Source organism: Micromonospora sp. NBC_00860, from assembly GCF_045207375.1.
GTDB lineage: Bacteria > Actinomycetota > Actinomycetes > Mycobacteriales > Micromonosporaceae > Micromonospora > Micromonospora vinacea.
Genome location: NZ_CP108825.1, coordinates 2275287 through 2293395, shown reverse-complemented (window position 1 = coordinate 2293395; position 18109 = coordinate 2275287). Strand labels below are relative to the sequence as shown.

General features: G+C 72.6%; 17 protein-coding genes. 10 read left to right on the top strand and 7 right to left on the bottom strand.

All coding sequences use genetic code 11. From position 1 onward, the window contains the following. The first annotated feature begins 18 nt into the window (after positions 1-18). From OH804_RS10345 to OH804_RS10335, 3 genes are all read left to right on the top strand, one after another. Positions 19-384: a helix-turn-helix transcriptional regulator gene (locus tag OH804_RS10345; RefSeq protein WP_196923316.1), complete on the top strand. Its 366-nt coding sequence runs from the start codon at positions 19-21 to the stop codon at positions 382-384. Further along, on the top strand, positions 384-1025 hold the full coding sequence (locus OH804_RS10340; RefSeq protein WP_196923317.1) for an SRPBCC family protein: 642 nt from the start codon (positions 384-386) through the stop codon (positions 1023-1025). The genes OH804_RS10345 and OH804_RS10340 overlap by 1 nt, the downstream gene beginning before the upstream one ends. Before the next feature lie 108 nt (positions 1026-1133). Further along, the gene (locus tag OH804_RS10335) at positions 1134-1649 is read left to right on the top strand and encodes an NUDIX domain-containing protein (RefSeq protein ID WP_406064623.1); all 516 of its coding nucleotides are present in this window, start codon (positions 1134-1136) and stop codon (positions 1647-1649) included. Between the two features lie 183 nt (positions 1650-1832). On the opposite strand, the gene OH804_RS10330 is transcribed toward OH804_RS10335, so the two are convergent. The 4 genes from OH804_RS10330 to OH804_RS10315 form a co-directional block, all read right to left on the bottom strand. After that, on the bottom strand, positions 1833-2234 hold the full coding sequence (locus tag OH804_RS10330) for a hypothetical protein (protein WP_406064621.1): 402 nt from the start codon (positions 2232-2234) through the stop codon (positions 1833-1835). A gap of 391 nt (positions 2235-2625) precedes the next feature. Next, complete coding sequence (locus tag OH804_RS10325) at positions 2626-4569, bottom strand: ABC transporter ATP-binding protein (protein ID WP_406066500.1); 1944 nt, start codon at positions 4567-4569, stop codon at positions 2626-2628. Positions 4570-4644: 75 nt separating this feature from the next. Next, positions 4645-6096: an ATP-binding protein gene (locus OH804_RS10320; protein ID WP_406066498.1), complete on the bottom strand. Its 1452-nt coding sequence runs from the start codon at positions 6094-6096 to the stop codon at positions 4645-4647. 49 nt (positions 6097-6145) lie between these two features. Then, positions 6146-7804 carry an FAD-dependent oxidoreductase gene (locus OH804_RS10315; RefSeq protein WP_196923320.1) on the bottom strand — a complete coding sequence of 553 codons (1659 nt, stop codon included), beginning with the start codon at positions 7802-7804 and terminating at the stop codon, positions 6146-6148. Between the two features lie 150 nt (positions 7805-7954). Here OH804_RS10315 and OH804_RS10310 point away from each other — a divergent pair, with 150 nt between their 5' ends. The 7 genes from OH804_RS10310 to OH804_RS10280 all read left to right on the top strand — a co-directional run bounded on the left by OH804_RS10310 (position 7955) and on the right by OH804_RS10280 (position 15133). Continuing rightward, positions 7955-10183, top strand: coding sequence for a hypothetical protein (locus OH804_RS10310; RefSeq protein WP_406064619.1), 2229 nt, complete (start codon positions 7955-7957; stop codon positions 10181-10183). A 43-nt stretch (positions 10184-10226) separates the two neighbouring features. Further along, positions 10227-10718: an SsrA-binding protein SmpB gene (gene smpB, locus OH804_RS10305; RefSeq protein ID WP_124822617.1), complete on the top strand. Its 492-nt coding sequence runs from the start codon at positions 10227-10229 to the stop codon at positions 10716-10718. A 128-nt stretch (positions 10719-10846) separates the two neighbouring features. Beyond that, the gene (locus OH804_RS10300) at positions 10847-11239 is read left to right on the top strand and encodes an SCO5389 family protein (protein WP_179783419.1); all 393 of its coding nucleotides are present in this window, start codon (positions 10847-10849) and stop codon (positions 11237-11239) included. Between the two features lie 642 nt (positions 11240-11881). Next, positions 11882-12304: a molybdopterin-binding protein gene (locus OH804_RS10295; protein WP_196923322.1), complete on the top strand. Its 423-nt coding sequence runs from the start codon at positions 11882-11884 to the stop codon at positions 12302-12304. Positions 12305-12444: 140 nt separating this feature from the next. Continuing rightward, a complete protein-coding gene (gene modA / locus OH804_RS10290; protein WP_196923323.1) occupies positions 12445-13236 on the top strand; it encodes a molybdate ABC transporter substrate-binding protein in 792 nt (263 codons plus the stop codon). Next, a complete protein-coding gene (locus OH804_RS10285; RefSeq protein ID WP_196923324.1) occupies positions 13233-14069 on the top strand; it encodes an ABC transporter permease in 837 nt (278 codons plus the stop codon). The genes modA and OH804_RS10285 overlap by 4 nt, the downstream gene beginning before the upstream one ends. After that, the gene (locus OH804_RS10280; RefSeq protein WP_406064616.1) at positions 14066-15133 is read left to right on the top strand and encodes an ABC transporter ATP-binding protein; all 1068 of its coding nucleotides are present in this window, start codon (positions 14066-14068) and stop codon (positions 15131-15133) included. The genes OH804_RS10285 and OH804_RS10280 overlap by 4 nt, the downstream gene beginning before the upstream one ends. Positions 15134-15396: 263 nt before the next feature. Here OH804_RS10280 and OH804_RS10275 read toward each other — a convergent pair whose 3' ends face one another. The 3 genes from OH804_RS10275 to OH804_RS10265 form a co-directional block, all read right to left on the bottom strand. Continuing rightward, positions 15397-15810, bottom strand: a complete 414-nt coding sequence (locus OH804_RS10275) for a type II toxin-antitoxin system Phd/YefM family antitoxin (RefSeq protein ID WP_406064614.1) — start codon at positions 15808-15810, stop codon at positions 15397-15399. A gap of 29 nt (positions 15811-15839) precedes the next feature. Continuing rightward, positions 15840-16412: a GNAT family N-acetyltransferase gene (locus OH804_RS10270; protein WP_196923327.1), complete on the bottom strand. Its 573-nt coding sequence runs from the start codon at positions 16410-16412 to the stop codon at positions 15840-15842. Positions 16413-16775: 363 nt separating this feature from the next. Then, positions 16776-18002: a hypothetical protein gene (locus OH804_RS10265; RefSeq protein ID WP_196923328.1), complete on the bottom strand. Its 1227-nt coding sequence runs from the start codon at positions 18000-18002 to the stop codon at positions 16776-16778. Between the last annotated feature and the right edge of the window lie 107 nt (positions 18003-18109).

Sequence of the window (18109 nt, the reverse complement as noted above, 5' to 3'; positions counted from 1 at the left end):
GGGTGATACAACTGTCGCGTGCACGCCTTCGACGTGCTGGGCGATCCGGTCCGGCGCCGCATCCTGGAACTGCTCGCCGGTGGCGAGCAGACCGCCGGTGCGGTCAGCACCGTCATCCGCGAGGAGTTCGGCATCTCCCAGCCCGCCGTGTCCCAGCACCTCAAGGTGCTGCGCGACAACGGCTTCGCCACCGTGCGGCCGGAGGGCACCCGGCGGCTCTACGCGGTCGACCCACGCCCACTGCGCGAGGTCGACGGCTGGCTGGAGCACTTCCGCCGGTTCTGGACCCCACCCCTGGCGGCACTCGCCACCGAGCTGGCCCGGGGCCGACGCGAGCGTCGGCTGCGCGGGCCCGCCGACCCACCCGACGAGAGGAACACCTGATGTTCGACGCCACCGAGCAGATCAACGCCGTGCAGCGGAAGGTCGGCAGCCGCACCCTGGAGGCCGGCGAGGCGCGGGTCACCACGATCAGCCAGACCTACCAGGCGACGGTCGAGGATCTGTGGGACGCCTGCACCAGCGCCGAGCGCATCCCGCGCTGGTTCCTGCCGATCTCCGGCGACCTGCGGCTGGGCGGCACGTACCAGCTCCAGGGCAACGCCGGCGGCACCGTCGAGAGCTGCGAGCCGCCGCACCGCTTCACCGCCACCTGGGAGATGGGCGGCGAGGTGAGCTGGATCGAGGTGCGCCTCACCCCGATCGACGACGAGCGGACCCGCTTCGACCTGGACCACATCGCCCACGTCGACCAGGACCGGTGGGCCCAGTTCGGGCCGGGCGCGGTCGGTGTCGGCTGGGACCTCGGGCTGCTCGGCCTCGCCTCCCACCTGGCCGGCGACGGCAGCGGGATCACCCCGGAGCAGGGCGCCGAGTGGACCGCCTCCGACGAGGGCCGGCGGGCCATGGAGCTGAGCAGCCAGCTGTGGTGCGAGGCGAGCATCGCCGCCGGCACCGACGCCGACGAGGCGAAGGCCGCCGCCGAACGCACCACCGCCTTCTACACCGGCGCCCCGGCAGCCTGAGCGCCCGACGGCGCAGCGGGCCGACGGCGCAGCGGGCCCCGGGCAACGGCCCAGCGCAGGGGCGGCGGCGCGGCGGTCTGAGTGAGCGTCGGAGTAACGTGCTGCGGCATGACCGGCACGCCGTACTCGCACTGCTCCTACTGCGGCGCCGCCTACCCGGCGGCCGCCGGATGGCCGCGGATCTGCGCGGTCTGCGGCGAAACCATCTGGCGCAACCCGCTGCCGGTGGCGGTCGCGGTGCTGCCGGTCCGCACGGCCGAGGGCCTGGGTGTGGTGGTGGTCCGCCGGGACATCGAGCCGGCCCGCGGCCTGCTCGCGCTGCCCGGCGGCTTCATCGAGTACGGCGAGGAGTGGTCCGACGCGCTCGTCCGTGAGCTGCGGGAGGAGACCGGCCTGATCGCGGCGGCCGAGGACGCCCGCCTGTTCGCGGTGCACGGCGCACCCGCGGGCGGGACGATGATGGTCTTCGGAGTGCTGCCCGAGCGGGCGGCCGAGGACCTGCCACCGTCGGCGCCGACCGAGGAGGCGACCGAGTGGCTGGTGCTCACCGACCCGGTCGAGTTGGCCTTCTCCACCCACACCCGGGTACTCGCCGACTTCCTCACCCCCGGCCACCCCGCCTAACCCCACGCGCCAACGGTGCAAAAAGGACAACCGGCTGCGTCAGACGGATCAACTGTTCGTCAACCCGCACCGCCCTGTCGATCATGGAGTTGTGGTGGGTGACAAAGCACCCGCCCGATGCCAAACTGGGCACCACAACTCCATGATCGACGGGACCGGACTCGCCGCGCCCTGCGTATGCGGTCAGCGCGGCACATAGCCGTTTGCGGAGTGGACCATCAAGCGGAAGCCCATCGGCACCCGCTGGTGACGAGGCAGGCCGAGCACCTCGTAGTCGACCACGAGATCTTCGAAGAAGAGCCCTGACCCGGACGCCATCTCCACGTCCGGCATCGTGATCGTGATGAAGAGAGGCAGCTCCATGCCCGCCGCTACCCTGATCGAGCGGAACGGGGCCGCCGCAGCCGGGTCGAACACGACGGCAGTGGCTTTCTCGGCATGGTTCACCGCCAGCCGCGCGATCGTGAAGACCTGCTGATCAGCAGGAGCCTCATTGATGCCGGTGATCGTCACCGGCCATGGCCCCGGGTTGCGGATGGACGCGCCGAAGGTGGCCTGCCGCCCCGGACTGAAGGCGAATCGCACCTCAGTCGGCCCTTCGGTGCGAGACTCGGCGTCCGACCCGTGCCACCATGAGTTGCCGTGATCGAGGCGTTGGCCGGTAGCGGACCACAGGTAGGCAGCACACAGTGCGGTAGCCAGCACCGCAGCGACCCGGAGCCGCAAACGACGCGTCCCAGAGGGCATCCGTTGGGGACGAGCATGGGGCACGGCGAATCGACGACGGCGGCGTCTGCTTCTGGTTGTGCCCGCCTTCCCGGCTGGAGGATCAGCGACGACCGGCACGGCGGGCCGGAGCGTCAACGTCATGGCACCGCACGCTACAGCGCACATTCGACAGGTGCTTGCCCGCCCATGCAGGCCAATGCCAAGAATGTCGACACTTCCTGAGACGCGTGGCGGGCACTCCCGGGGGTCAGTGGGGTAGGGCGTCGTCGGCGCCGGTCAGGTAGCCGCTGGCCTGGAGTTCGAACAGCTCCCGGTAGAGGCCGCCGGCCGCCATCAGCTCGTCGTGACTGCCCTGCTGGACGAGGCGGCCCCGCTCCATCACGAGGATCCGGTCCGCGTGCCGGACGTTGGCCAGCCGGTGGGTGATCAGGACGACCGCCCGGTCGGGGTGGCGGCGCAGGTGTTGGAACAGGGCGTGTTCGGCGCGGGCGTCCAGGGCGGCCGAGGGTTCGTCACAGATCAGCAGGGCGGCGTCGCGGTAGAGGCCCCGGGCGGCGACCAACCGCTGCCACTGCCCGCCGGACAATTCGTGGCCGTCCTTGAATTCGCGGTCCAGCAGGGTGTCGTAGCTGTGCGGCAAACCAATGATCATGTCGTGGGCGGCGGCCGCGCCGGCCGCTTCCTGAATCGTGGGGCCGGAGCGCCCCGGCGGACGGTCGTGCCGTCCGACGCGGATGTTCTGCCCAGCGGTGAACGGGAACTTCCAGTACTCCTGGGTCATCACCGCCACCTGACTGCCCAGGGCGTGTGGGTCCAGCTCGACGGCGTCGACGCCGTCCCAGCGGATCACCCCACCGGTGGGCCGGTACAGCCCGGCGATCAGCTTGGCCAGGGTGGTCTTTCCGGAGCCGTTCTCACCGACGAGTGCGATCACCTCTCCGCGCCGGATGGTCAGGCTGACCCGGTCCACCGCCGGGGCGTCGGTGTCCGGGTAGCTCAGGCTCACCTCGTCCGCCTCGATCAGGCGGACCGTGTCGGCCACCCGGTCGCCGCCGACTGGCACCCGGGCGTGGGCGCGGGCCAGGAAGTCCCGGTAGTCCTGGTAATAGAGGGCGTCCTCGTAGAGCGAGTTGGTGGCGATGACCGCCACGCCGAGGCTGGTCCGCGCGGACTGCAGGGCGAGCAGGGCAGTCGCCGCGGCGGCGAGGGCGACCATCCCGCCCAGCAGGAGACCGCCGAGGACCGCGTACACGCCGAAGGTGGCCAGGCCCGCCACCGTCGCGCCGACCACCCGCGTGCCGGTCTGGGCCCGCACCAGCCGCAGCTGGGCGCGGGTCTCGATGGCCATGACGCCGCGGTACTCGGTCAGCAGGAAGTCGCGCATCTGGTACGCGCGCACCTCGGCGGCGGTGTGCCGGTTGGCCATCAGGTGGGCCAGCATCCACATCCGACGCTGCCTGGTGATCCGGGCCAGCATCGCCAGGTATTCGCGGCGGGCCATCCGTACCGCGGTGATCGCCTGGGGAATCGCGGCGAGTAGCAGGCAGGGCAGCAGCAACGGTTGGATGACTGTCACCGCGACGGCGGTGGCGAGCATGCCGACCACGCCGGTGACCAGGTTGACCGTGTGGTCGACGATGTACGCGGCCTCCGCCATCCCCCGGTCGCGGGCCCGGTCCATCTCCTCGGCGAAGCCGGCGTCGTCGAACGCGGCCAGTTCCACCGCTGTGGTGGCCTCGAACAGCCGCAGCTCCACCTGATAGTTGATCTGTGGGGTCAGTCGGGCCTGTGCCCAACCGGCCGCGATCGCCAGGCCGCCGCGTGCCGACACCGCCGCCGCCGCCACGACCAGCGCCGGCAGCGCCGCGCGTACCCGATCCGGGGTGGGGCCGGCGGCGAACAGCTCGCGCAGCACGCTGGTCGTGGCGAGCAGGCCGAACGTGGTCATCACCCCGGCGGCGACGTTCAGGCCGATGGAGGCAACCGTGTCCCGACGGTTGGTGGCCCAGGCCAGCCCGACCGCCTCGCGGACCAGCCGGGGCAGCCGTCGGGCCACCGCCCAGAAGCTGGTGTGGGCGAACTCCTGCGCGTGGTGCAACCACTCGCGCTCCTCCAGCTCCGGCAGCATCGTGCCGGCCTGCGGCTCGCCCTGCTGGTCGTCGTCCTCAGCGGCGGCGCGCTGGCGGGCCATCGACTCCACTGACCCTCCTCGGGACGGGGATCACGAACGCCGCCCGAGACTACTGCCCGCGACCGCCCACTGTCTCTAGGTAGTCGGCGCGTCGTGAGGCCCGTCCGGTGGCCCGTCGGTGATCGGCAGCAGGACCCGGAAGGTGGTGCGGCCGGGCTCGGTCTCCACCCGGATGTCGCCGTGGTGTTTGTGCACCACGATCCGATACGAGATGTCCAGCCCCAGTCCGGTGCCCGCGCCGACCGGCTTCGTGGTGAAGAACGGCTCGAAGATGCGCGGACGCACCTCCGGCGGGATGCCCGGCCCGGTGTCGGTGATCTCCACCGTCAACTGGTCGCCGACCCGTCCGGTGCGGACGGTCAGCACACCCTTCTCCCCCATCGCGCCCAACGCGTTGTCGATCAGGTTGGTCCACACCTGGTTCAGCTCGGCCGCGTACGCCGGGACCGGTGGGAGGCCCCTGTCGTACTCGCGGACCAGCTTGACCTCGGCGGGAATCTTGCCCTTGAACATCACCAGCGTGGCGTCGAGCAGGTCGTGCACGTCCACCACCCGGTGCGGCGCGCGATCCAGCTGCGAGTACTGCTTGGCGGCGTCCACGAGCCCGGAGATCCGGGTGACCGCGTCGCCGATCTCGCGCATCAACAGCTCGGTGTCGACGGTGTAGGTGAGCCAGCGCACCGCCGCCTCCAGGTCCGCGGCCCCGACCGCGGCCTTCACCTGCGCCAACCAGGCTGCGTCGAGCCCACCGCCGACCAGGATCGGCGCCAGGTCCCAGGCCCCGCCGACCCCGTGCTCCTCCAGCCAGTCGGTGAGGGTGTCCTCGGCGTCGGCGGTGGCCATCGGAGTCAACTTCGGCGCGGTGGCCACCCGGGCCACCGCCTCCTCCTGCAACGCGACCAGGCCATGGAGGGCGCTCCCGTCGAGCCGCCCATCGGCGATCATCGCCAGCTTGTGCCGCATCCCGGCGACCCGGTCCCGCAGCACCGACGTGGCCCGCACCGCCGCCGCGGCCGGGTTGTTCAGCTCGTGGGTCAACCCCGCCGACAGCGAACCGAGGGCCAACAGCCGCTCCCGCTCGCCCACGATGGCCTGGCTGTTCCGCAGGCCGAGGAACAGCCCCTCCAACAGATGCATGGGCATCGGGAACCAGGACCGCAGGGCATACGCGAAGTCCTCCGCCGGCAGCACGAAGAAGTCCGAGTCGACCACCGCCCGCATGCTGTTGCGGTAGATCTGGTCGACCTGGTCACCCAGGTACGCCTGGACGGCACCGCCGTACACCCCGCGCTGATCGGTCCGGCTGACCTCGACATCGTCACCGCGCACCTGGCGACTCAGCGCCACCGCGCCGCGCAGCAGCACGAAGAAGCAGGTCCCGGGCTCCCCCTCGGCGTACACCAGGGTGCCGCCCGCACGTTGCTCGACCCGGCCCCGCTCGGCCAGCCACTCGAGTTGCCCCTCGTCGAGGGACTCGAACAGAAACAGGGTGCGCAACTCCGCAGGTGTCAGCCGATCAGACTCGATGCTCACTGGGTCTCCTTACTTCGCGACTGCGGGGGCTCGCAGGACCGGCTCACTGGGCCTCCAGGTAGCGGTGCACGAGCGAGACGGCCATCGCGCCCTCGCCGACGGCCGAGGCGACCCGCTTGACCGACTCGGCCCGTACGTCCCCGGCGGCGAACACGCCCGGAACGCTGGTCTCCAGGTGGTACGGGTCGCGCGACAGCGACCAACCGGCCGGCCGCCGACCCCCGGCGAGCAGATCCGGACCGGTCACGATGAACCCACGCCCGTCGCGGACCAACACCCCGTCCAGCCAGTCGGTGCGGGGCTCCGCGCCGATGAAGATGAACAGCCAGGAGGTGTCGACCGAGCGGGCCTCCCCGGTGCGGGTGTCGCAGAGGGTGAGCCGTTCCAGGTGACCGTCCCCGGCCCCGCCGACCACTGCGGTGTGCGGATGCACGGTGATCCGGTCGATCCGTTCCAGCTGGTCGATCAGGTAACGCGACATCGAGGCGGTCAGGTCCGCACCACGGATGAGCAGGTGCACCCTCGACGCGTACCGGGAGAAGTGGACCGCCGCCTGGCCGGCGGAGTTGGCCCCGCCGACGATGTAGACGTCCTGCTCGACGCAGCTCGGCGCCTCGGTGGCGGCGGCGCCGTAGAACACGCCCCGGCCGGTGAAGTCGGCCAGCCCTGGGGCGTCGAGCACCCGGTACGACACACCGGTGGCCAGCACCACTGTGTGCGCGGCGATCTCGGTGCCGTCGCCGAAGCGCAGCAGCCGGGCGCCACCGGCCTCGCTGAGACCGACCACCTCCCGGGCGCTGAGCAGCTCCGCGCCGAACTTGACCGCCTGCCGCCGGGCCCGATCGGTCAACTGCGCGCCGGAGACACCGTCCGGGAAGCCCAGGTAGTTCTCGATCCGGCTACTCTGCCCGGCCTGACCGCCGGTCGCCCGTCGCTCCACGAGCACGGTGCGCAGCCCTTCCGACGCGCCGTACACGGCGGAGCCGAGACCGGCGGGGCCACCACCGATCACCACCAGGTCGTAGAAGTCGCACGCCGGCACCACTGTCAACCCGGCCAGCGCGGCCAGCTCGGCCTCGCTCGGGGCCACCAACGCCTTGCCCTCGGGCGTCACCACCAGCGGCACGTCCGCCTCGGTGGCCCCGGCCGCGTCGAGCAGCCGGACGCCCTCCGGGTCGTCGGACAACAGCCAGCGGTACGGCACCAGGTTGCGGGCCAGGAAGTCGCGGACCTTGAACGACGGCGCCGACCAGCGGTGCCCGACGACCCGGATCTCCGCGCTGGCCGCGTCCGGGGTGACCGCCCACGCCTCCAGCAGCCCATCGACCACCGGGTACAGCTTCTCCTCCGGCGGATGCCAGGGCTTGAGCAGGTAGTGGTCCAGGTCGACCACGTTGATGGCCTCGATCGCGGCGTCGGTGTCCGCGTATGCGGTGAGCAGCACGCGACGGGCGGCCGGGAAGATGTCCATGGCCGCTTCCAGGAACTCGACGCCGGTCATCTCCGGCATCCGGTGGTCGGCCAGCAGCAGCGCCACCTGTTCGCCGCGCAGTTTGACCTCGCGCAGCGCGTCCAACGCCTCCGGCCCAGAGGACGCCCGCAACACCCGGTAGCGGTCGCCGTAGCGGCGCCGGATGTCCCGGGCCACCGCCCGGGACACCACGGGGTCGTCGTCGACGGTCAGGATCACCGGGTTCGCCATGGCGCCATGAAATCACCTGTCGAGGGTCGACCGCACCATCGCGGGACCCGGCTCACGGTTGACCGCCTCGGGGATGGGTAAGCCGGGGAGCCGCGCGGGTGGCCGGACCTCGACGACCCGCCCGGTTGCCGCGCACACCTCGGGGGGCCCATGGCGGACGCGACACCGACCGCACCGACGCCGTCGAGCGGAATCGTCGAGTTGCGGGTGCACGGTGTCTCCGGCGCGGGGGCGGACCAGGTGCTGGACCGGCCGTACGTGCACCAGGTCGCCGGGGACCGCAGCGGAGGGTTCTACCGACCGCGCCCCGGCTATCCGGACTCCACCGGGACGGACGGGGTGACGCTGGAGGCGTACCGGTGGAGTGACCTGCCGTCCGGCACGGCCGTCCGGACGCTGTCGCTGGTCTTCCTGCTGCCGTTCATGCTCTGCAACGTGGCGTTCTGGATGCGCCCGGCGAACCGTGCCGCGAAGCACACCATCCTGGCGCTGTGCCGGGTACTGGCCCTCACTCTCACCGCGCTCTACGTGCTCTCCATCGTCGGGGTGGCGCTGGACCTGATCGCGTGGCGCTGCATGGACACCCCGTCGTGCCTGGCCGGCCGGAGCTGGCTGTCCTGGCTCGGCGGGCGCCCGACCGGGCTGCGTCTGGGTGTGCTGGCGCTCGTGCCCGTCGCCGCCATCGGGCTCCTCTGGTGGTTGGGCGCTCGCCCGGGCCACTCGTTCGACGCGTTCCGAACGCCGTCGGCGCCGACGTCGAAGCACCAGTTGAGCGCCGTCGGCCAGTGGGACGGCGAGCCGCTGGTGGGCCGGTTGCGCTCGGTCCACGTCGCGGCGGCGTTCGCCACGCTGAGCGCCAGCCTGCTGGCCGCGCGAGCCAGCCAGCACCGCTCGTGGGTGATGGTGATCCTGCTGACGGCCACCGGGGCGGTGCTGCTGAGCTGCCTGGCCCTGGTCACCGTGGTGCCGAGCATCGACCGCACCGACCCGTCGCCTCGGGTGGACGGCGTCTTCCGTGGGCTGCGCACCATCGCCTGCGGCCTGACGATGCTGGTGATCGTGCACGTCGTCATCAGCCCGGCGCCGTGGCCGCAGGGCGGTGCGCTGCCCGGTTACGGCGCGATCGTGGCCTGGCTGTTCGTCAGCCAGACCGTGCTGGTGGCCGTGCTCGCCGCGCTGGTGATCTGGCGGCGGGGTGGCGGGCAGCGCAGGTCACCGATGCGCGCGCTGGGAGTGCCGGTCTTCATGACAATCTCGGCCGGGCTCGCCGTGGCGTTCTCCGCCGAGCTGGTCTACCGGGTGGCGGACCTGCTCGATCGCGGCGGCACGACCGCGGACGGCCTGGAGACCAGCCCTCCCCTGGCGTACAAGTGGGCGATCTTCGGGTTTTTCCTGGCGGTGGTGACCGCCCTGCTGGTGGCCGGCCTGGTCACCAGGATGACCCGGCGCGGGCGGCGACGGGCCGCGCGGGCGATCGTGGCCGCCGACTTCCCGGACGCCCCGCCGCAGGCGGCGGACCGGCTGCGGCGGGTCGAGCAGGCGGTGGCCCGGGCCCGCTTCACCGAACGGTTGGAACCGCTCTCCGTGGTGTACGCCTGCCTGGCGGCGCTCGGCCTGGCCACCAGCCTGCTCGGCCTGCTCCAGCTCCTACCGGGCGACGTGGCGCAGCGCTACCTCGGAGTGCCGGAAGGCATGGTCAACTTTCTGATCGGCTCGGGTAGCTACGCGATCGCCGCGATCCTGCTCGGCCTCGTGGTGGGCGGCATCTTCGCGTACCGGACGGCGCAGTTCCGTCGGTACGTGGGGGTGCTCTGGGATCTGGGGACCTTCTGGCCCCGGGCGGCGCACCCGTTCGCGCCGCCCTGCTACGCCGAGCGGGCCGTGCCGGAGTTGGCCAAGCGGATCACCTACCTGGTGGAGCAGGGGCAGGGGGTGCTGCTGGCCGGGCACAGCCACGGCTCGGTGCTGCTGGCCGCCACGGTCCTGCAACTGCCCACCCGGATCACCGAGCGGGTCGCCCTGCTGACCTACGGGTCACCGCTGGGCCGGCTGTACTCCCGGCTGTTTCCGGCGTACGCCGACGAGCCGGCGCTGCGCGAGATCGGCGAACGGATCGGCTGGCGCTGGATCAACCTGTGGCGCGACACCGACCCGATCGGCGGATGGATCTTCGCCTCGCACCGACCCGGGGAGGCCGAGACGCTGACCGGGCCGGCCGCGACGGTGGACCGGCGGTTGACCGACCCGCAGGACGTGGTGCCAGCGCCCAGCGACAGCGTTCCCCCACCGATCCTGGGACACTGGCCGTGTGAGTCGCAGGAGGCGTTCGCGGACGCGGTACGGGACCTGACCGCGCGGCTACGCCCGGCGCGCGGCTGAGCCGGCCGCTACGACCGCCCCGGCGGCCCGATATCGTCGCCTGGTGACCCCGTCCAAGCCGCCCGCACGCCGGTTGATCGCCTCGAACAAGAAGGCCCGGCACGAGTACACGGTGCTGCGCACATACGAGGCGGGCATCGTGCTGGTCGGCACCGAGGTGAAGTCGCTGCGCGAGGGGCGGGCCTCGCTGGTGGACGCGTTCGCGCACGAACGCGACGGCGAGATCGTGCTGTACGGCCTGCACATCGCCGAGTACACCTACGGCACGTGGACCAACCACGCCCCGCGCCGCAACCGCAAGCTGCTCCTGCACCGGGCCGAGATCGACCGGATCCTGGACAAGGTCCGCGAGGGCGGAGTGACCCTGGTCCCGCTGTCGATGTACTTCGAGAACGGCTACGCCAAGGTCGAGTTGGCCCTCGCCAAGGGCAAGCGCTCCTACGACAAGCGGCAGACGCTGGCCGAGCGCGACGCCAACCGGGAGATCGCCCGCGAGCTGGGCCGGCACCTCAAGGGCCACCCCCGCCGGCCCTGACCTCCTTCTGATCGCGGTTCTTTCACGCGGCACGCCCTGCGGGTCGTTGACGTCCCTGCGATGACGTGGTCTGCTCAGTCGACACCGTTAATGAAAACGGTAATCATTAGCTGACGCGGAGGAGAACCATGTCGCTCACTGTCCCGCCCGCCCTGCTCGACGCCGCCGAACGCGGCCCCATCGACGACGAGGCGTTCATCGCCTGCGTCCGTGACTCACTCCCGTACGCCTGGGCCACGGTGAGCCGGGTGGTCGCCGAGCTGGAGGCCGGCGACGACGACCTGGCCGACAACGTCGTCCCGCCGCCCACCGACGCCGACCGGGGGCAACTGCTCCGGGCCCTGGCCAGCGACGCGATCCGCGCCGGCCTGGAACGGCACTTCGGCGTACGCCTGGCGTTCCAGAACTGCCACCGCGTCGCCGCGTTCCGCCCGTCGGCCGTCGACGGGGAGCGCTACCGCCGCTTCGTGTCGACCCGCGGCCAACTGCTCAACCAGTCCCCCGAACTCCGCAACTGCTGACCCACGGCGGGCGGGCTCCCGCGAGCCCGCCCGCCCCACATCCCCACACCCGGCTCGCCCCGAACCCCACGCCCTGCCCGACCACGCCTTTGCCCCACGACGCCTGGCACCCCCGCATCCCGCGCCCCGCGCCTCGCGCCTCGCGCCCCGCGCCCCGCGCCCCGCGCCCCGCGCCCCGCGCCCCGCGCCCCGCGCCCCGCGCCCCGCGCCCCGCGCCAAGATCTACGCAACTTCCCGGATGTTGCTGCCTCCGACGCCCAATGAGACAGCAACATCCCTGATATTGCGCGGATCTTGAAAGCGGCCATCGCGTCCGACCGGCCGGGAGCGAGTTTGGGGCGCCCCCGGCCCACGGCCCACGGCCCACGGTCCACGGCCCACGGCCCACGGCCCACGGCCCACGGCCCACGGCCCACGGCCCACGCCAAGATCGTGCTCGAACCAGGATGTAGCGGCCTCATCGATACACCGACACCACTACTTCCTGGTTCGAGCACGATCTTGCGGACCGCCTGAGGGGCTCGCCGGCTTCCTGAGACAGAACCGGGAGACGCAACTGCCGGCCTTGACGCCCGTTTGTCCGCGCGGCTGCCGCCGATCCCGACCTTCCGCCATGGCAAATGCGGGCGTTAAGGTGAGCGGGTGACGACGTACCGGATCGGGGAGGCGGCCGACCTGCTCGGCGTCAGCGCCGACACCATTCGCCGCTGGGTGGACGCCGGGCGCCTGACGGCCGGGCGCGACGAGCACGGCCACCGGGTCGTCGACGGCGTCGACCTGGCGGCGTTCGCCCGCGCTCAGGCCGCCGACCCGGACGCGGGCGCCGAGCTCTCCTCGGCCCGCAACCGGTTGCGCGGCATCGTCGTCGACGTTCGTAAGGACACGGTGATGGCCCAGGTCGACATCCAGGCGGGCCCGTTCCGGGTCGTATCGCTGATGAGCCGGGAGGCCGTCGACGACCTCGACCTGCGGGTCGGGTCGGTCGCCGTCGCGGTGATCAAGTCGACCACGGTCGTGGTGGAGCGGGCCGCACCCGCCCCGGCGCGGGGACGGTCGGCCGGATGAACACGGGAACGGGCGCGCGGACGAACACGGGCACGACCGGGCGGGCGAACCCGGGAATGGGCGCGCGGACGAACACGGGGACGACCGGGCGGACGAACACGGGAACGGCCGCGCGGACGAACGCACGGACGGCCGGGCGGATGAACGCTCGGAGCAGGCGTACGGCGGTGGCTGTCCTGGTGGCGGCCGGCCTGGCGGTGGCCGGCTGCGGCGCGGTCGACGACCGGACGGCCGGTGGCAGCGGCGACGGCCGGGTGACCGGCACGGTGACCGTGTTCGCGGCCGCCTCGTTGACCGAGTCGTTCACCCGCATCGGGAAGGACTTCGAGGCCGCCAACCCGGGCAGTCGCGTGACCCTCAACGTCGCCGGCAGTTCCGCCCTGGCCAACCAGATCACCCAGGGCGCGCCGGCGGACGTGTTCGCCTCGGCCGCCCCGGCGAACATGACCACTGTCGTCGAGGCGGGTGACGCCGACGGCACGCCGAGCGTCTTCGCCCGCAACCAGCTGGTGATCGCGGTGCCCCGGGGCAACCCGAAGGCAGTGGCCGGCCTGGCCGACCTGACCAGCCCGGGTGTGAAGGTGGCGCTCTGCGCCGCTCAGGTGCCCTGCGGCGCGGCGGCCCGCACCGCTCTGGACGCGGCCGGCGTCGCGCTGACGCCTGTCACCCTGGAGCGGGACGTCAAGGGCGCGCTCGCCAAGGTGAAGCTCGGCGAGGTCGACGCGGCACTGGTCTACCGCACGGACACGCGGGCGGCGAGCGCCGACGTGACCGGCGTGGAGTTCCCCGAGTCGGCGCGGGCGGTAAACGACTACCCGATCGTCGCGTTGAAGGGTGGGCCGAATCCGAACGGCGCACGGGCCTTCGTCGCGTACGTCCGCTCGGCGCCGGGGCAGGCGGTCCTCGCCGAGGCGGGGTTCCAGGTTCCGTGACGCAGGTCCGCGACCACGACGCACCCCGGGGGCGCCCGGCCACCCGCCGACGGCGGGGGCGGGTGCCGGCCGCGCTGCTGATCCCCGCCGGGCTGGGGTTGCTGTTCCTCGTCCTGCCGTTGGCGGGGCTGTTGATCCGGGCACCGTGGACGACGCTGCCGGAGCGGCTCACCGAGCCGGGCGCGTTGACCGCCCTGCGGTTGTCGGTGCAGACCGCCACCCTGGCCACCGCGCTCTGCCTGCTGCTCGGGGTGCCGCTCGCCTGGCTGCTGGCCCGGGTCGAGTTTCCGGGCCGTCGACTGGTACGCGCATTGGTCACCGTGCCGCTGGTGCTGCCGCCGGTGGTCGGTGGGGTGGCGCTGTTGCTGGTCTTCGGCCGGCGTGGCCTGCTCGGTGGCTGGCTCGACACCACGTTCGGCGTCACCCTGCCCTTCACGACCACGGGTGTCGTGCTGGCCGAGTCGTTCGTCGCCATGCCGTTCCTGGTCATCGCCGTGGAGGGTGCGCTACGTGCCGCCGACCACCGCTACGAGGAGGCCGCGGCGACGTTGGGCGCCAGCCGGTGGACCACCTTCACCCATGTCACGCTGCCGTTGGTGGCACCCGGTCTGGCCGCCGGGGCGGTGCTCTGCTGGGCGCGGGCGCTCGGCGAGTTCGGTGCCACCATCACCTTCGCCGGCAACTATCCCGGACGGACGCAGACCATGCCGCTCGCCGTCTACCTGGCGTTGGAGACGGACCTGGAGTCCGCGATCGTGCTCAGCCTGGTGCTGCTCGTGGTGTCGGTGGGCATCCTGGTCGCGTTGCGGGATCGCTGGATGACCACCGCATGAGCGACCCGCTTCTCGACGCGCGGCTCGTCGTCGACCGGGGCACCTTCCGGCTCGACGTGCCGTTGCGGGTCGCGCCGGGCGAGGTGGTGGCGCTGCTCGGCCCGAACGGCGCCGGCAAGACCACAGCGCTGCGGGCGCTGGCCGGGTTGCATCCCCTCACCGACGGGCACGTCACCCTCGACGGCGTCGACCTGGACCGCCCGGCGACCGGCGGCTGGGTGCCCACCGAACGCCGGTCGATCGGCGTGGTCTTCCAGGACTACCTGCTCTTTCCGCACCTCAGCGCGTTGGACAACGTGGCTTTCGGGCCGCGCCGGCACGGCGTCGGGCGGCGGGCCGCCCGCGCCACGGCGCGGGAGTGGCTGGGTCGGGTGGGGCTCGACGCGCAGGCGCAGCGCCGACCCCGGCAGCTCTCCGGCGGTCAGGCGCAGCGGGTGGCGCTGGCCCGCGCGCTGGCCGTGGCACCGTCGCTGCTGCTGTTGGACGAGCCGCTCGCCGCACTGGACGCCCGCACCCGGTTGGACACCCGCGCGGAGCTGCACCGGCACCTGTCCGCGCACGCGGGTGCGACGGTGCTGGTCACTCACGACCCGCTCGACGCGCTGGCGTTGGCCGACCGTCTGGTCATCGTGGAGGGTGGCCGGGTGGTGCAGGAGGGCGACGGGCCGAGCGTCACCGCCCGCCCACGCACCGACTACGTCGCCCGGCTGGTGGGGTTGAATCTGTACCGGGGTCGCGCCGACGGTCACGGGGTGCGGGTTTCGCCGGAGCTGACCCTCACTGTCGCCGACCGGTTGGACGGCGAGGCGTTCGTGGCGTTCCGCCCGGCCGCGGTGGCGCTGCATCCGGCCCGGCCGGAGGGCAGCCCGCGCAACACCTGGGCGGGCACAGTGGCTGGCGTCCAGCGCCACGGTGACAACGTGCGGGTGCAACTGGACGGGCCGATCGGGGTGGCCGCTGACGTCACGCCGGCCGCAGCCGCCCAGCTGCGGCTCATCCCCGGGCAGCGGGTCTGGGCGGCGGTCAAGGCGACCGAGACCCACGCGTACCCGGCCACCGGCTGACCCGCACGAACGCCGCCGGCCCGCACGAACGCCGCCGGCCCGCACGAACGCCGCCGGCCCGCGCGAACGCCGACCCGCACGCATGCCGGCCCGCGCAGACGCCGGCCCGCAGCGGCGCGCAGGCTCGCGCGGACACCGACCGGCTCGCCGCGCCAACGCGGACCCCGGCAGCCGGCACGACACCGCCACACATGCAGCGCCACACAGGCAGCGCGGCATCCGCCTCAGCCGGTGTTGCCAGGCGGCGCGGGCGCGGACGCGGGTCAGCCCGCGAGCAGGTCGGCGTGTGCGGCGCGCAGCCGGGCCAGCGTCGGGTCGCTGCCCGGGACGACCCGGCGATCCAGCTCGGCCCACGCCTCGGCCAATGCCGCGCGGGCCGCGCCCAGCTCGGCGGCGTGTCGCTGGCTGCTTCGTCGGTGCTGCTCTTCCAGGCGGCGGGCCCAGCCGGCAGTGACCGTGGCGAGCCGGTCGGCGTCGGCGCGGGCCTGCGCGCCGCTGCGGGCGGCTGCGGCGGGGACGATCGCGGCGACCGGGCGGGGATCGCCGTCGCGGGTGACGACGGTGACCGCGTCGGTCAGCTCGGCCAGCGCGACGAGCTGGCTGAACCGGGTGCGCGCCTCACGCAGCGGCACGGAACGCGGCGGGTCGGTATGAGGGGTGAGCGCGGGGACGGCCATGGATGCATGGTGCCGCGCGGGTATGACAACTATTCGCTGTCGTCAGTGGACGGTGCGTGCGCGCCGGGCCACTCGTCGGCCAGCACCGACCAGACCTCAAGATCGATCCGACCGTGCGGACCGGGGCTGACCTGGCGGAGCGTGCCGTCCAGGCGCAGGCCGAGCCGGTTGGCGAGGGCCTTGCTGCGGGTGTTGTCGGCGTTGGTGCGCCACTCCACCCGCTGGATGCCGCGCTCGCGCACCGCCCAGTCGACGATCCGTCGCACCGCCGGGGCGACCATGCCCTTGCCCTGCGCGGCCGGTTCCACCCAGCAGCCGACCTCGCAGACGCCCCGGGTCACGTCGAACGACACGAACATGACCCCGCCGACGAGGGTGCCCCGCCACCACAGCCCCCAGATGCCGCCGCTGTCTTTGGCCCAGAGGTCGGCGTAGCGCCGCAACACGGCACGGGCCGACGGCAGGTCGGTGGCGACGAAGGACGGTGACACCCAGGGCTGGATGTGCTCGCGGGCCCGATCGAGGTGGGTGAGGAACTCCTCGGCCCGCCACGGCTCCAGCGGGCGCAGCTCGACGTCCTCGGTCAGCGGCAGGGCGAACACCGGGGCCTCCACTCAGTGCGCTTCGTCGCTAGCAGGCTCGCACAGACACGTTGGTCGAGGCACGCCGCCCTCACGCTCACGCCGGCAGGTGGGTCTGCAGCGCGGCGTCCGACGCCCCACACCCCGTACGGCAGTCGACTCCGGCTGCCGCTGGCCCAGAAGACCACCGGCTGCCCGGGGCGCATCAACAGCGCCCGGTAGCCGGGGCGTACGCATCAGCTCGGGACCAGTGGCTCACGGTTGAACCGGGCGGCGAGGTCGACCAGGTCCGCGTTGCCCTTGATCAGCCAGGCGCCCAGGTCGTCGAGGCGTACCCGTGGCTCGGTCATCTCCTCCATGTTGCCCGGCCGACGGCAGGCCCAATCAGATGATCATGTGGGTCCAGTAGCTGAGCCAGAGTACGAACAACACGCCCTGCACCAGGGCGAGCGTCGCGGTCAGCCACACGTCGACGCTGGCGTGGCGGGCCCAGCGGGCCAGCACCAGCGCCACCGGGAAGGCGGCGAGCAGGTAGCGCAGCAGGCTCTTGTACACCGGCGGGCCCATCGACAGCGGCACCAGCACCATGAGGACGCCGTACACCAGATAAGCCAGCTCCCGGCGGCGGAACCCCGCGACCAGCACGGCCAGGACGGCCACGGCGAACCACATCCGGGCGGCGTCGCGCGGCTCACCGGTCAACCCGTTCAGCAGCACCGGTACGGGGTTCTGCACCTTGATGCCCCACCCGGTCTGTTGGGCGTGCTGATAGGCGAACCAGTCCCCACCCCGCCACCGGCAGTACGCCATGAAGGTGAACCACCCGGCGGGGAGCAGCAGCAGCGGCCAGCCGATCCGGAGGTAGCCGAGCAGGGCGCGCGGCCCGAGCCGCCAGTCGTGCTGCCGGAGGAGCACCAGGGCCAGCGGCAGCACCACGAGCAGGCCGACGGACCGGCTCATGGCCAGGAAGTAGCCGATCACACCGACCAGCAGCCACCGGTGTCGCTCGGCGTAGTAGAAGGCGGCCAGCGCGAGGCAGACGAAGAGCGACTCGGTCAGCGCGGCCTGGAACAGGAACGCGGTCGGCAGCAGCACCAGGTACCTGGTGAACCGGCGGGCCGCGTGCGCGTCACCGAGCAGCAACTCGGCCAGCCGGTGGCCGTACCAGAGCGCCAGCAGGAACGCGACGTTGCTGATCAGTAGCAGGGCCAGGGCGTTGTCGCCGCCGAGCAGCGCGCCGACCGGCCGGGCCAGGAACGGGTACAGCAGGGGGAAGCCGAAGTCTCGCCAGGGCTCGGTCAGGGGCAGGGTGCTCAGCCGCAGGTAGAGCAGCGAGTCCCAGGCGAACCAGAAGGAGATCCACCGGTGTCCGGAGATCTCCCGCTGTTGCGCCCACATCAACGCCTCGTCCGCCGGCGGGGCCCCGGGGACGCCGTCCCAGGCGTGCAGGACCAGAAGCCCGAGCACTGTGAGCAGCAGCTTCGCGCCGAGGAACAGGCCGATGACGTACGGCCAGGGTGCCGGCACCCGACGGGCCAGGCGCGCTCCGCCGCGGCCGGCCGCGACCGCCCGGGCGGCCAGCGCCGCCGCGCCGCTCCGCCACCGGTCCATCCGCCCCGCTTCCCCGCTTCCCCGGTCCGCGGGCCGCGCGGGGGTCGCTCTTCTCGTGGTACGCCGCCACGCCCACGCCGAAGCGAGGACCAGCTATCGCCAAGTGT